Annotated in this window: 13 protein-coding genes and 1 pseudogene; 7 read left to right on the top strand and 7 right to left on the bottom strand. The window is 69.0% G+C overall.

The features are described from left to right. The first annotated feature begins 14 nt into the window (after window positions 1-14). From ACU6RU_RS13260 to ACU6RU_RS13270, 3 genes are all read left to right on the top strand, one after another. A complete protein-coding gene (locus ACU6RU_RS13260; RefSeq protein ID WP_120263971.1) occupies window positions 15-1,043 on the top strand; it encodes an AbaSI family restriction endonuclease in 1,029 nt (342 codons plus the stop codon). A gap of 182 nt (window positions 1,044-1,225) precedes the next feature. Then, window positions 1,226-2,560: an APC family permease gene (locus ACU6RU_RS13265; protein ID WP_446726768.1), complete on the top strand. Its 1,335-nt coding sequence runs from the start codon at window positions 1,226-1,228 to the stop codon at window positions 2,558-2,560. Window positions 2,561-2,615: 55 nt separating this feature from the next. Further along, the gene (locus ACU6RU_RS13270; protein ID WP_446726769.1) at window positions 2,616-2,810 is read left to right on the top strand and encodes a hypothetical protein; all 195 of its coding nucleotides are present in this window, start codon (window positions 2,616-2,618) and stop codon (window positions 2,808-2,810) included. Window positions 2,811-2,852: 42 nt separating this feature from the next. Here the strand turns inward: ACU6RU_RS13270 and ACU6RU_RS13275 are convergent, their stop codons facing one another. From ACU6RU_RS13275 to ACU6RU_RS13300, 6 genes and pseudogenes are all read right to left on the bottom strand, one after another. Then, the gene (locus ACU6RU_RS13275; protein WP_446726770.1) at window positions 2,853-3,188 is read right to left on the bottom strand and encodes a hypothetical protein; all 336 of its coding nucleotides are present in this window, start codon (window positions 3,186-3,188) and stop codon (window positions 2,853-2,855) included. 35 nt (window positions 3,189-3,223) lie between these two features. After that, a complete protein-coding gene (locus tag ACU6RU_RS13280) occupies window positions 3,224-4,636 on the bottom strand; it encodes a phytoene desaturase family protein (RefSeq protein ID WP_446726771.1) in 1,413 nt (470 codons plus the stop codon). Continuing rightward, entirely contained in the window at window positions 4,633-5,481 is an 849-nt protein-coding gene (locus ACU6RU_RS13285; RefSeq protein WP_120263976.1) for a UbiA family prenyltransferase, read from the bottom strand. Before ACU6RU_RS13285 ends, ACU6RU_RS13280 begins: the two co-directional genes overlap by 4 nt. Window positions 5,482-5,547: 66 nt before the next feature. Next, on the bottom strand, window positions 5,548-6,477 hold the full coding sequence (locus tag ACU6RU_RS13290; RefSeq protein ID WP_289330475.1) for a hypothetical protein: 930 nt from the start codon (window positions 6,475-6,477) through the stop codon (window positions 5,548-5,550). A gap of 9 nt (window positions 6,478-6,486) precedes the next feature. Further along, a pseudogene (locus ACU6RU_RS13295) lies at window positions 6,487-8,018 on the bottom strand (cryptochrome/photolyase family protein). A 61-nt stretch (window positions 8,019-8,079) separates the two neighbouring features. After that, window positions 8,080-9,030, bottom strand: coding sequence for an ATP-grasp domain-containing protein (locus ACU6RU_RS13300; protein WP_446726772.1), 951 nt, complete (start codon window positions 9,028-9,030; stop codon window positions 8,080-8,082). Between the two features lie 92 nt (window positions 9,031-9,122). On the opposite strand from ACU6RU_RS13300, the gene ACU6RU_RS13305 reads away from it, so the two are divergent. Then, a complete protein-coding gene (locus ACU6RU_RS13305) occupies window positions 9,123-9,512 on the top strand; it encodes a DUF2256 and DUF3253 domain-containing protein (RefSeq protein ID WP_120263980.1) in 390 nt (129 codons plus the stop codon). A gap of 19 nt (window positions 9,513-9,531) precedes the next feature. Here the strand turns inward: ACU6RU_RS13305 and ACU6RU_RS13310 are convergent, their stop codons facing one another. Beyond that, a complete protein-coding gene (locus ACU6RU_RS13310; RefSeq protein ID WP_446726773.1) occupies window positions 9,532-10,749 on the bottom strand; it encodes an ROK family protein in 1,218 nt (405 codons plus the stop codon). Window positions 10,750-10,921: 172 nt separating this feature from the next. On the opposite strand from ACU6RU_RS13310, the gene ACU6RU_RS13315 reads away from it, so the two are divergent. The 3 genes from ACU6RU_RS13315 to ACU6RU_RS13325 are packed head-to-tail and all read left to right on the top strand — an operon-like array spanning window position 10,922 to window position 14,018. Beyond that, window positions 10,922-12,175 carry an ABC transporter substrate-binding protein gene (locus ACU6RU_RS13315; RefSeq protein WP_289330471.1) on the top strand — a complete coding sequence of 418 codons (1,254 nt, stop codon included), beginning with the start codon at window positions 10,922-10,924 and terminating at the stop codon, window positions 12,173-12,175. Continuing rightward, the gene (locus tag ACU6RU_RS13320; protein ID WP_289330470.1) at window positions 12,172-13,095 is read left to right on the top strand and encodes a carbohydrate ABC transporter permease; all 924 of its coding nucleotides are present in this window, start codon (window positions 12,172-12,174) and stop codon (window positions 13,093-13,095) included. Before ACU6RU_RS13315 ends, ACU6RU_RS13320 begins: the two co-directional genes overlap by 4 nt. Continuing rightward, the gene (locus ACU6RU_RS13325) at window positions 13,095-14,018 is read left to right on the top strand and encodes a carbohydrate ABC transporter permease (protein ID WP_434543647.1); all 924 of its coding nucleotides are present in this window, start codon (window positions 13,095-13,097) and stop codon (window positions 14,016-14,018) included. The genes ACU6RU_RS13320 and ACU6RU_RS13325 overlap by 1 nt, the downstream gene beginning before the upstream one ends. Window positions 14,019-14,037 lie beyond the last annotated feature (19 nt).

The raw sequence follows: 14,037 nt of genomic DNA on the forward strand, positions 1-14,037 counted from the left end.
ATACGCTCTCGACCATGACCGATCGTCTGCTGTATCTCGCGCGGACGTTGTCGCGCACCAAGCGCAAAGACTACGAGAACTACGTGCTCGGCGCCGTGTGGAACCGGCTCTCGGCCGAGACCCGCGCGCACATCAAGCCGGTGTCGCAGCAGACGGTCCGCGCGAGCGACGGAGGGCTCTTCTACCTCGACCTCTTCTTTCCCCAACTCAACATCGCCGTGGAATGCGATGAGCTGCATCATCTCCGTCAGAAGGCGGACGACACCCTGCGCGAGAGCAGCGTGCGTGCGACGTTGGATCCTGTGGAAGACCCCGATGTCTTCGCCACCATCACGGCCATCTCCGCCGACGCCGGCTGCCGAATTCTCCGCGTTCCGGTTCCGGAGGCGCCGAAGGCGGCCGGAAAGGGTCCGGCCGTATCCGCACCCGCCCACACGCTCAGCCTCGAGGCGTTCGAGAAGGCCATCGACGCGCAGGTGGCAGAGATCGAAGCCGCTTCGCGAGAGGCGCGCTCGCGAAGCGGCTTCGTGAGCTGGAACGAGCTGGACGCCCGCGATGAGCCGGAGCTCTTCTACCGCGAGCGCACGGAGTTCGCGGTGGAGGATGCCGTGGTGTTCTCGACCATCGGCGAGATCTGCAACGTTCTGCTCGGCGCCGGCTACTCTTCCGGCCTCACCCGCACCCGCGGCTACTTCACTCCGCGATCGCTCGCGGCGACGCGGCGGTCGTCGAACGATCTGTCCGATGTCAAGCTGTGGTGCCCCTCAGAGGTGCGTGTTTCCGGAGCCCGAGCCGCATGGGGCAACACCATCTCTCCCGACGGACAGGAGTTGCGGGAGCATGACCGGCGAAGTGACGCGGAGAGGGCGAAAGCCGGCCGCGCTGCGGCGGATCATCCGCGGATCACCTTCCTCAAGGTCAAAGACCCCGTCACCGGGCGCAGCGGCTACCGCTTCGTCGGACTCTTCCGGCCCCACTCCGTGGACGGCGCCGTGCGCGTCTACCGCCGATCCGAGACCCGCTTCCCCCTCATCGGAAGATGAGGGGCCGCTGCAGCCGCCGACGGCTCGGGCGTTCGCGCAGGTCGGCGATCGCCTCGTCGCTGACACGATCGGGGGCGTGATGCTCGTTCGTCACGCCCCGAGTATTCCGCTCGCGCCGCCGGATCGCAGACGCTTGTCAAGCCGCTACGGGTTTCGCGGTGCCGCGACCTAGCGTTCGCGGAATGAGCAAGACCGACATCCCCGCGCCCACCCGCCTTCGGCGGGGAATCGGCGGACCGCTGCTGTTCGCCTTCATCCTCGGTGACGTTCTGGGGGCGGGTGTGTACGCGCTCATGGGGGTGCTGTCGGAGCGCGTCGGCGGGATGCTGTGGGCACCGCTGCTCGCAGCCCTCGTGCTCGCGCTGCTCACGGCCGGGTCGTACGCCGAGCTGGTGACGAAGTACCCGCGCGCCGGCGGCGCCGCCGTCTTCGCCGAGCGGGCGTTCAAGAACAAGCTCGTGTCGTTCCTCGTCGGCTTCTGCATGCTGGCCGCGGGCGTCGTGAGCGCGGCGGGGCTGTCGATCGCCTTCGCCGGTCAGTATCTGCAGACGTTCGTCGAGGTTCCCGTGGTGCCGGTCGCCATCGTGTTCCTCGCCGTGCTCGCGGCGCTCAATGCCCGCGGCATCCGGGAGTCGATGGGCGCGAACTTCGTCATGACGGCCATCGAGGTGTCGGGGCTGGTGATCGTCGTCGTCGTGGTCGGTGTCCTCCTCGCCGGGGGCGGCGGGGACGTCTCGCGCGTGACCCAGGTGCCCGATGGCACCGGAGTCGCGACGGCGGTCCTCGCCGGAGCGATCATCGCGTACTACTCCTTCGTGGGCTTCGAGACGTCGGCGAACATGATCGAGGAGGTCAAGGAACCGTCGAGAATGTACCCCCGCGCGCTGTTCGCGGCCCTCGGCGCGGCGGGGCTCGTCTACGTGCTGGTCGGTCTCGCGAGCAGCATCGCGTTGCCGCCCGAAGAGCTGTCGAGTTCGAGCGGTCCCCTCCTCGCCGTCGTCGAGGCGAGCGGCGTCGCCGTCCCGTCGTGGCTGTTCAGCCTCATCGCCCTTATCGCGGTCGCCAACGGCGCATTGCTCACGATGATCATGGCGAGCCGTCTCACGTATGGGATGGCCGAGCAGGGGCTGCTGCCGCGCGTTCTGTCGCGGGTGCTGCCCGGGAGGCAGACGCCATGGGTGGCGATCCTCGCCACGACGCTCGTCGCGATGCTGCTGACGCTCGTCGGCGACCTCGCGCTGTTGGCCGAGACGGTCGTCCTGCTGCTGCTCTTCGTCTTCCTGAGCGCGAACATCTCCGTGCTCGTTCTGCGCCGTGACCGCGTCGAGCATGATCACTTCCGCGTATGGACGTTCGTTCCCGTGTTGGGCATCGCGTCGTGCCTGCTGCTGCTCAGCCAGCAGACGCTGCGGGTGTGGATCTTCGGCGCCATCCTCATCGCCGGCGGCATCGTGCTGTTCTTCGTGGCGCGCTGGGCGCGGGGTCGTGGCGAGCAGGAGAAGACATCGCCAAGATGATTCGTGGGCATATCTTTAGTAGGCTCATGATCTCCACGAGAAGGAGGACGTCAGCGTGATCGTGCTGTTCCTGGTTCTGTTCCTCGGGGGCATCTACCTGATGGGTGCCGCCTTCAACGTCGCCGAGTTACCCGGCCTCGTGTTCACCGGAGGGCTGCTCATCACCTCGGCCGCCGTCGCCATCCCGTTCCTGATCAGTGCAGTCGAGCATCGCGGCGAGAAGCGCAGCGGTACGAGCGCCGCGGACTGAGCCAGACACGCGCGCCGACGGCGACGTCGACGAGCCAGTGAGTCACGGGTTGTTCGACGTGACGACGACGATCATCGCCCCCACCAGGACGGCAGTGCCGAATGCGAGGGTCGTCCATACGGCCACGGACCGTGCGCGAGATTGACGTCGACTGCGAAGGCCCACGAGTGCGGCAGTAACCGACAGGCCGGCCCACCCCGCGAGGCCTGCAATCCCCATCGCGACGCCAACCGTTCGTTCGAGATCGTCGGAGTCAGAGAACTCTCGAAGGACGAAGCCGCCTTCCCAGTAGAGGCCCGCCAGGCCGAGCATGAGAAGTCCCGAAAGGCCCACCGCGGTCGCAGCCAGGGTGAGGACGATGCTTGCCGCGATACGCACGACCCCATCCTGACGCAACGGGTGCGTTCGCCTGCTCAGGCCGGATGCCGCTTCAGCAGCTTCGAGGCGACGATCATCGCGCCGCCGAGAACGGCGGGGATCCCGCCGCCCGGATGCACCGACGCGCCGACGCGCCACAGCCAGGGCGCGCGGAGGTCGTGCTGCGCGGGCTGATGCAGCGGACCGCTCATCCACAGCGGTCGCGACGCTCCGTAGAGGGCGCCGTGCGGTTCGCCGAATGTGCCGAAGTAACGCGGGTCGAGGACGGTCGTCTCGGTCATCCCGTCGGTGAGCGGCTCGTCGAGGCCCATGACGCGTGAGATGCGTTCGATCTCCCGCGTCACGAACGGGTGATCGAGCGAGTAGCCCTGTCCGTCGGCGGGGCTCGTCAGCAGGACGGCGAGCGTGCTGCGGTCGTTCGGGTAGATCTCGCCGGCGCGGTAATGGTTGACGAATGCCATCGTGTCGGCGGGCTCGTCGCCCGCCGCGAGACTGCGGTGCAGGGCATCGGGCTTCGTTGGGAGGATGACGCTGTGCGCGGCGATCCGCTCGGGCAGAGGCTTCTCGAGCACGCCGTAGATCGCGACGGCCGAGCACGACAGCGACGGTGAACCGGGAGCGAGCCGACGACGGCCGAGCAGCACGTCGAGCCGCGAGGCGTCGAGACCGCTCACGACGACATCCGCCTCGTGCACGCCGCGCTCGGTCGTGACCCGCCCGCGCTCGATGCGCGTGACGCGCTCACTGGTGCGGATCTCGACGCCCGCGGCATCCGCCAGTCGCTGCAACGCGATGACGATCTCGAACACGCCGCCGCGCGGCACCCACACCCCATCGGCGGCCATGACGGCGGGCATGCTCGCGTACAGCGCGGGAGTGCGGTCGGGAGAGACGCCGGCGTTGAGGGTGTGGATCGCGATGATCTCGCGCAGCCCCTCGGGCATCCAGGTGAGGCTGTCGAGGTAGGCGCGGGTGCTGAGGCGCCGGCCGTACACGGCGAGCAGCCGCCGCAGTGCAGGCAGCGACGAGCGATCGAGCGGGTCGGCGACGAGCAGCGCGGCCACGTCGCCCGCGAGGGGCGCATGCTCGTCGCTGAACCGCTTCCACGCGGGGTGCCAGGGATGCCCCTCCGGCACGGGCAGCGAGACCTCTTCGCCGCGGTAGTAGTAGCGGCCGACCTCATCGAGACGGACGAGGTCGAGGCCCGCGACATCCGCGCCCGTTCGCGATCCTGCGTCCAGACGGCGCAGCAACTCGTCCCAGACGGAGGGGAAGGTCACGAGCGACGGACCGGTGTCGATGCGCTCGCCGTCGAGCTCGATGCGCCGACTCTTGCCGCCGACCGTCTCGGCCGCTTCGAGCAGGGTCACCCGATGGCCGGCGTGGGCGAGAAGGGCGGATGCCGCGAGCCCGCCGAGGCCTGCGCCGACGACGACGATACGACTCATGGATAGATCCCGAGGAAGATGGCGGCGAGCAGCAGCCCGCTGGCGACCGATCCCGCGATGTACGGGAACGCGATGGACAGGGGATACAGCGTGCGGCCGGTGGCAGGCGTCGGACGCACCAGCATCCACACGACGAGTGTTCCCGCGAGAGCGAGGTTGACCAGGGCGACGGGCAGGCTGACGAGCGCGAACAGCACCGTCGAGACCAGCCACCACGCGCCACTCCACAGGGCCGTGCCGCGCGGACCGAGCAGGACAGCGGTGGTGGTGATGCCCGCCTCACGGTCTTCCTCGATGTCTTGCACGGCGTCGTAGGCGTGCTTCGCGACGCTCCAGGCGAGCAGCCCCACGACGGCCGGCCAGACCGGCGGTGCCTCGAGGGCGACCGGCAGGATCAGCAACGGCAGGCCGTAGGCGGCGTTGCTCAGCGAGTCGAGGAAGGGTCGCGCCTTGAATCGCAACGGCGGGGCGGAGTAGAAGACGAAGACACCCGCGTACAGCAGGATCAGCCCGACGGCGGCTACCGGCAGCGCGATGACGAAGTAGACGAGGAACGGGATGTTGGTGATCGCCACCGCCCACGCGATGAGCTTCACCTCGCGCGGATCGATACGCGCGCCCTCGATCGAGCCCTTTCGCGGGTTCAGCGCGTCGGTGTCCTGGTCGAAGATGTCGTTCACGCCGTAGATCAGCAGGTTGAACGGCAGTGTGAGCCAGATCAGGAGGGGGATGGCGGCGAGGTCGATCAGCTGGCCGGTCAGCCACATGCCGAGCGCGCCGGTGCCGATCGTGTTGATCCACAGGACGGGCCGCGAGATGTGGACGAGGCGCGCGATCGGCGTCATCCGAGATTCGTCCGGTCGAGGCGCTTCGTATCGTCGTTCACGCGGATGCTCACGCCTCACGGTACCTCAGCGATGATCGGCCACGGCGCCGCTGCTCTCGCTGCGGGGTCGGCGACGAAGAGCGGTCAGAACCAGTGCGCCGACAGCACCGATGCACGCCGCCACGATGAGCGGCGGCACGACGAGCTCGACAGCGGTCAGCGCCATGGCGAAGACTCCGATGCCGTAGTCGGCCATCTCGGCGGGGTAGGGCGCCAGCACGCGCGTGCCCGCGGCGGACGAGACGGCGGTGAAGAAGGCCGGTCCGATCCACAGCGCGGCCAGGCTCACGACGACGGCCGCGACGCGCCCGGCCGTGCGGAACCCGCACCACGCGATCACGGCGCCGACGAGAACGGCCGGCAGCCACCGGAGCAGCAGCAGGACAGCTGAGGTGACCGGGTCGTTCGCGAGCGACAGATAGCTCTGCAGCGGGAGCCCGATCCATCCGGGAACGGTGAGCGCCGCGAGCGACAGAGCGATCGCAGCGCCGGGGACCGGGGCACGCGCGGTGAGAAGCAGCACGAGCACGCTCATCAGGAGCGAGACGACCATGACGGCGATCACGGCCGCCGCGTACACGACGCGGCGGCTCGAATCCTCGAGCATCGACACCGTCACGACCGACGACTGCGCGATCGCGATGACCTGGATCACGGCCACCCCGAGCGTGAGCCAGCCTGTCGCTCGGCGGGAGCGGCGGTGGCGCAGGATGCGCGCTGCGAGGCCGGCGACGGCGCCGCCGACGACGAGCAGCGAGACGATCGTCGTGAGGTAGTACTGGCTGAACGGCAGCAGCGAGAACGGCGTCGTCAGGTCGGTCTGGTCTGCGGCGAGATTCTGCAGCGGCAGCCGCGCGCCGGTGATCAGCCAGGGCAGCAGACCCACGACCGCGCCCCCGGCCCCGACGAGAACCCAGGCGGCGCCGGACAGTGGCGGGCGGTCGATGCTGCTCATCCGCGCAGACTATCGAGACGCCGCCACGTCGCCCCGCCGGATGGCGTCAGCTCGGTCGCGGATCGCGGTGATCTCGTCGTCGTCGAGGCGCGCCAGGTTCTTCACCTGCAGCGCCATGCGGTGGTTCTCGGCGAGCGGCTCCTCGTGGCGGATGAGGTAGTCCCAGTAGAGAGTGGTGAAGGGGCAGGCATCCTCGCCGATCCGCTTCGCGGGGTCGAACGGGCAGGTCTTGCAGTAGGGGCTCATGCGATCGATGTACTTGCCGGTCGCTGCGTACGGCTTGCTGCCCATGAGCCCGCCGTCGGCGTACTGGCTCATGCCGAGCGTGTTCGGGAGCTCGGCCCACTCGACCGCATCGACGTAGACCGCGAGGTACCAGGCGTGCACTTCGCGCGGGTCGACGCCGAGCAGCATCGCGTAGAGCCCGGTGACCATGAGGCGCTGGATGTGGTGGGCGTACCCGTTCTCGAGCGTCGTGCCGATGGCATCCTTCAGGCACGCCATCGGGGTGTCGCCGGTCCAGTACCAGTCGGGTAGCGGCTCGAACGCCTCGAAAGCGTTCCGCTGGATGTAGCCGGGCATCTGCGTCCAGTAGATCCCGCGCACGTACTCGCGCCAGCCGAGGATCTGCCGGATGAACCCCTCGACCGCAGGCAGCGGCGCGTGCTGCCGCCGGTACGCCGCCTCGGCGGCTGCGACGACCTCGCGTGGATGCAGCAGCTTCAGGTTCATCGACGACGACAGGTGCGCGTGCCACAGCCAGGGTTCGCCCGGCCACATCGCGTCCTGAGCGTCGCCGAAGCCCGGCAGCCGCTCGTCGATGAAAAGGTCGAGCGCTTCGAGCGCCTGCGCGCGAGTGACCGGCCACGCGAACGTGTCGAGCGAGCCGGGGTGCTCGCCGAATTCTCTCTCGACCAGTGAGATCACCTCGCGCGTGATCTCGTCGGGCGGAAACGTCGCCCGGGGCCCTGCTTCGGGAACGCTCTGCGGTTGTCGGCGTCGTAGTTCCACTGCCCGCCGACGGGTTGCCCGCGGTTGGTCATCAGGATGCCGTGCCGCTTTCGCATCTCGCGGTAGAAGTACTCCATTCGAAGGGTCGCCCGGCCTTCGGCGTGTTCGGCGAACTCGGCGATGGTCGAGAAGAAGTGCCGGTCGATGCGGATGTCGAGAGGGATGCCGGCGGCTCCCGCCGTCTGCTTCAGCGCCTCGCGCACGCGCCACTCGCCGGGCTCGGTCACCACGAGCGTCTCGGGCTTCAGTTTCGTCAGGTCGGCGGCGAGCTGATCGGCGAACGTCCCTCTGTTGCCCCGGTCGTCGAGTCGGGCGTAGTGCACCGTGTGCCCGGCGTCGTGCTGGTCGGCGGCGAAGTGGCGCATCGCCGCGAGGAACACCGCGGTGCGGGGCTTCGAGCTCCAGACATGCGTGGACTCCTCGGCGACCTCCGCCATCCAGACGGCATCCTGCGCGGGGTCGAAGTCGTCGAAGGCGCTCGCGTCGGGGTCGAGCTGGTCGCCCAGGACGATCACGAGGTTTCGGAGCACGGTGTCAGCGTAGGAAGGGCCTCGGGTGCGGCCTATCGGTTGTGCGTGAGGCGGGCCTGCGCTAGTTGCGTGCTTCGCCGAGCAGTCCGCCGAGGTACCGGGCGATCTCGCCCGGCCCGGATGCGTGAGCCGAGGCCTCGACGTCGGGGTTGTAGTTCGTGTTCGTGTTGAGGTCGTAGGTGACGAGTCGCCCGTCGATCGTCTCGACGAACTCGATCCCGGCGATGCGGATGTCGACGGCGCGGAGGAAGTCGCGGTGCTGCGCGACCAGCGGGTGGTCGGCGGTGATCTCGCCGCGCAGCGCGAAGGGCGGATAGGCCGGGGCGGCGTCCGTGCCCGCGGCGGGGTCGACGACGCACGCATCGGCGGGGCAGAGCTCGAAGCTGCCCGCGCTCGTGTCAACGCGCACGGCGTAGACGAACTCGCCGCCGACGTATTCGGCGCGGGTGACGAACGGCTCACGGGCGAACAGGAACTCCTGGATGAGCGTGATGCCGTCGGGGGATGCCTCGAACTCGGGGCCGTCGACCCAGGCGTCGAACTCGTCGTGGGAGTCCCAGCGGCGGACGCCGAGACCCTTGCCGCCCTGGTTGTGCTTGCTGATGAACGGCACCGGGAACTCGCGTGCGCGCTCCTTCAGGTCACCGGTGCCGAAGACGGCGACGGTGCGCGGGACGTCGATGCCGCTCGACCGCAGGGCGGCGTGCTGGGCGACCTTGCTGACCTCGAACTCGAGGACGTGGCTGCCGCCGACCACGGGGCGGCCCCACGACTCGAGCCAGCGCAGCACTGCGCGGCCGTACTCCTTCGACTGCGCGTGATCGCGGGTGTGCGCCGATGCCGACAGCCGCGACCAGAAGACCCCCTGCGGCGGCTCGGCCGACAGGTCGATCGAGCCGTCGGTGAGCAGCCACTGCTCGGCGGGGACGTCCGCGGCGGCGAACGCGGCCGCGAAGGGCGCCCACCACTCGGGGTTCTCGTGGATCACGTACACCTTCGGCGACAACGACATCCCGCCAGGCTAAGCCGGAGAGGCGGGCCCGGGCGCACCCGGCGTCTGCCAACAGCGCGCGTCCACGCCCGGAACGCGCGCAGACTGGACGCATGCCCCGAGCTGCCGCCGCCGCGACCCCGCCGCCGAAGACGTGTGCGTCGTGCGGGCGCGAGATGCAGTGGCGTGCGAAGTGGGCAAAGAACTGGGACGAGGTCCGCTACTGCTCGGATGCCTGCCGCCGTCGCGGCATCCGTCCCGTCGACGCGCAGCTGAGCGAGAAGATCCTGGAGCTGCTGAGCGCCCGCTCGGCGGACGCGACGATCTGTCCGTCCGAGGCCGCGCGCGCCGTCGGCGGCGAGGAGTGGCGCGACCTGATGGAGCCTGCGCGTCGCGCCGCGCGGCGGCTCGTCGCCGACGGCGAGGTCGAGATCACGCAGCGCGGCATCGTGGTGGACCCATCGACGGCGAAGGGACCGATCCGCATCCGTCGCGCCCGCTGACGCCGGCGCCCGCGCGAGGTCAGGCGCTCGCGCTCGCGCGCGCCGCCCACACGTCCAGTGCCGAGGCTCGGGCGGCTTCTGCTGCTCCGGCTACGGCGCCGACCACGACGACGTCGGCGCCGAGATCGGATGCCACGAGCTCTGGCGCCGGCAGGTCGAGGTCGGTCGGGAGGAACCGGCGCGCGGCGGCGACGACTTCTTCGACGCCCGCGGAGATGCCACCCGAGACGACGACGCGCTGGGGGTCGAACATGCTCCCGAGCACGCTCACGATGCGGGCGAGCGTCATTCCGACGCGTTCGGCGATGCGAAGGGCGTCGGCGTCGCCGCGCGCGGCGAGCTCGAGCACGGCGCGGGCATCAAGATCGGCGGATGCGAGGGCCGAGAGCGGGCTCTCGGGCGAGAGCTCGCCGCCCGCGGCGGCTTCCCTCGCCCAATGAACGGCGCGAGTTCCGAGCCCCTCCGCGTTCCCGACCCCCTCGACGTGGTCGAAGGCGACCATCTCGCCCACCCCGCCGTGTCGTCCCCGCAGCAGGTTGCCGTCGACGACGACACCCGCCCCGAGGCGCGTCCCCGCGAGCAGGGCGATGAAGTCGCGGCACTCGGCCGCGGCGCCGACGGAGCCCTCGGCGACGGCGGCGAGCGAGGCGTCGTTGTCGACTCGCACGATCGGCGCCCACGACAGTTCGTCGACGAGCCCCGGGTTCATGCGCGCCCAGAACCCGCGGGGGTGCTCAGGCGAGTGTCCTTCGCCATCGACGGGTGCCGGCACGCCGACGCACACGGCGAGCACATCGCCACGCGTTCGCCCGGCGGCGTCGAGTGCCGCGTCGATGACGGCGATGATCCGCCGGGCGCGGGTTGCGGCATCGTCGCCGTCGAGCGCGAGAGTCGCGCGCTGCGTGGCGAGGCTGCGCGAGCGGAGGTCTGTCACGGTCGCGGTGAGGTGCACATGCCCGGCATCCACGCCGACCAGCACGGCAGCATCGTCGCGGAGCGCGAACCGGCGGGCGGGGCGTCCCTTGCGGTAGTCGCCCGCGAGGCGTGCGTTGGGGAGCTCTCGCAGCAGCCCGAGCTCGTCGAGGGCCTCGAGTGCGTCGATCGTCGTCGAGCGGGTCAGCCCGGTCGCGGCGATGACGTCGGTCGCGGTGAACTCCGCCGAGGTCCAGGCGAAGGCGAGGACCGCGTCGTGGCTCGCGGGGCGCGCGGCCACCGTCGTCATCGTCGTCGTCGACATGCGTGTTGACCTTTCTGATCCGGCCCTGCCATACTGCCGTTCAGTAATTGATTTGGCGAGTAAATTTACTCGGCGACGATTCGAGCCGCAATGAGGCGATCGGAGGAAACAGGTGACGGAGCCGGTGTGGAACAGGGCGAGACGGTCGAGGCGCATCGTCGCGTCGGCGGCGGTGGCCGCGCTCGCCGCGACGCTGCTCGTGGGGTGCTCAGCGGACGGGCGGGAGACGATCCGCTTCACCTTCAGCAAGCGTGAGGCGCTGTCGTTCATGCAGGACGTGGTCTCGCAGTACAACGCCTCGCAAGACCGCGTCCGCGTCGAGATGGACACCTCGGGAGTGGATGTCGTCTCCGCCAGCTTCGTCCGGGGCAATCCTCCCGACATCATGCTGGCCAACTACAACTACGAGGTTGCCCGATTCGTTCAGCGATGCGCGCTGACGGATCTCGCCGGCACCGACGCCGCCGCGAGCACCCGCGAAGACTTGCAGCCGCTCATGGACCAGTACGGCACGTGCCCCGGACGCACGAGCGCCCTGCCCTACTCGGTCATGGCGTCGTCGGTCATCTACAACACCGCGATCTTCGACGAACTCGGCCTAGAGGTCCCGACGACGTGGAGCGAGCTCATTGCGGTGTGCGACGCGCTGCAGGCGGCGGGGGTCACCCCGTTCTACGCGACCTTCAAGGACGACTGGACCATCGGTCAGGGCTGGTACGACTACGCCGTGGGCGGCTCGGTCGACGTCCTCGACTTCTTCGACCGGCTCGCGACGGAGGGCGCGGATGTCGGTCCCGAGTCCTCCACGTCGTTCGAGAAGGACTTCGCCGAGCCCGCAGAACGGATGCTGCAGCTGACCGGTGCCTACGTCAACCGCGACGCCGCGAGCCGCGGCTACGGCGACGGCAACCTGGCCTTCGCCCAGGGCGAGGCGGCGATGTACCTGCAGGGACCGTGGGCCTTCAGCGAGATCGCGAAGACCGCCCCCGACCTCGATCTCGGTACCTTCCCGCTGCCGATGACCGACGACCCGGCCGACCGCGCAGTGCGGGTGAACATGGACCTCGCGGCGATGATCCCCGAGGGGTCGCGTCATCAGGACGCCGCCCGTGACTTCCTCGAATATCTCTTCCGCCCCGAGATCATCGAGGCCTACAACGCCTCGCAGCTCGGCTTCAGCCCGACGACGGATGCCGCACCGCCCGACGATCCGCGCATCGCGGGGATGGAGGAGTTCTACGACGCCGGGCGCGTCTACCAGGGTCCCTCGGTGCTGGTGCCGAAGACCATCCCCGTCTTCGGGTATGCGCAGGCGATGGTCTTCGGCGACAGCCCGGCATCCGTCCTCCGCACGATGGACACCGACTGGGCGCGACTGGCCTTCCGCCAGCCCGCGCTGACGAACGAGGCGGAGAGCGCGCGATGACCGCGACGACGAGTTCCACGACGACGATCCTCACCGGCGGTGACCGGCGCGCCCGCCGGAGCCACCGCCGGGTCGAGCCGATCTACTACGTGTTCCTGCTGCCCAGCCTGGTGCTGTTCACGCTCGCGATCACGGTGCCCGGCCTCATCGGCATCTTCTTCAGCCTCACCGACTCGATCGGGATCGGGGAGTGGCGCTTCGTCGGCCTGACGAACTACATCGCGCTCTTCAGCGACCCGGCGATCCTGCAGAGCTACCTGTTCACCGCGGGCTTCGCGATCGCGACGGTCATCGTCGTGAACGTCATCGCGTTCCTGCTCGCTGTCGGCCTGACCGCGCGCATCCGATTCAAGACGGGCCTGCGCACGATTTTCGTCATCCCGATGGTGATCTCGGGCATCATCATCGCCTACGTCTTCAACTTCCTGTTCTCGAACTCGCTGCCCGCCGCGGGCACATCGCTCGGGCTTCCCTGGCTCGAGACGAGCCTCCTGGCGAACCCCGACCTCGCGTGGGTGGCGATCGTCATCGTGACGGCCTGGCAGGCGATCCCCGGCACGCTCCTCATCTACATCGCCGGGCTGCTGTCGGTTCCGGGTGACGTCTACGAGGCGGCAGATCTCGATGGCGCGTCGAAGACGCAGCAGCTGCTGCGCATCACGGTGCCGCTCGTCGCGGGATACGTCGTCATCAACGTCATCCTCGGGTTCAAGGGCTTCCTCAACGCCTACGACATCATCGTCGGCCTGACCAACGGGGGACCGGGCACCGCGACCCGCAGCGTCGCGATGACGATCATCGCGGGCTTCAACGGCGGTGACTACGCCTATCAGATGGCCAACGCGACCATCTTCTTCGTCGTCGCCGTGCTCATCTCGCTGCTCCAGCTCTCGCTCACGCGTGGAAGGAACTCGTTCTGATGTCCACTTCTCAGCCCGCGCTCGCGTTCGAGCAGGCGGATGCCGTCACCGTCGGCGCCCGCCGTCGCGCCCGTCCGTCCCGCGTGGCCCGCACCGGGAAGGGCGAGCGCATCAGCTGGTCCACGACCGTCATCCTGATCCTCTGCGCCGTCACGGTGCTGCTGCCGCTGTATGTCACCGTCTCGATGGCGTTCAAGACGACCGGTCAGGCGGTCGACGGCAACGCGTTCTCGTTGCCGGCGCCCTTCAGCATCGACGGATTCGTGCAGGCGTGGAACCTGACCAGATTCCCGGTCGGGGCCGCGATCTCGTTCTTCGTCACCGCCGGCACGGTCGTTGCGACCATCATCCTCGCCGCTTTCGCGTCGTACGCGATCGTCCGGAACTGGGATCGCCGACTGTTCCGCTACTCGTTCTTCTACCTGCTGGCGGCGATGTTCATCCCGTTCCCGGTGGTGGCTCTGCCGCAGATCCAGCTGACCGGTCGTCTCGGCCTCGACAACCCGGTCGGCGTGGTGCTGCTGGCGACGATGTTCCAGCTCAGCTTCAGCGTGCTGCTGTTCACCGCGTTCCTGCGCTCGATCCCCATCGAGCTCGAGGAGAGCGCGCGCATCGACGGCGCGTCGACGTGGCAGACCTTCTGGAAGCTGATCTTCCCGCTGCTCGCGCCCATGAGCGCGACGGTCGGCATCTTCGCCTTCCTCTACGCCTGGAACGACTTCATGCTGCCGTCGCTGATCATCTCGGACCCCGCCATGCAGACCCTGCCGGTGCGGCAGAACCTGTTCCAGACCCAATTCAGCAACAACTACAACGTCTCCTTCGCCTCGTACCTCATGGCGATGGCGCCCGCGATCCTGGCGTACCTGTTCACGCAGCGCTGGGTGATGGAGGGCGTCACCCAGGGTGCGGTCAAGGGCTGACCACGCGAACCCCATGAAA

The organism is Microbacterium sp. F1-18 (assembly GCF_052921305.1).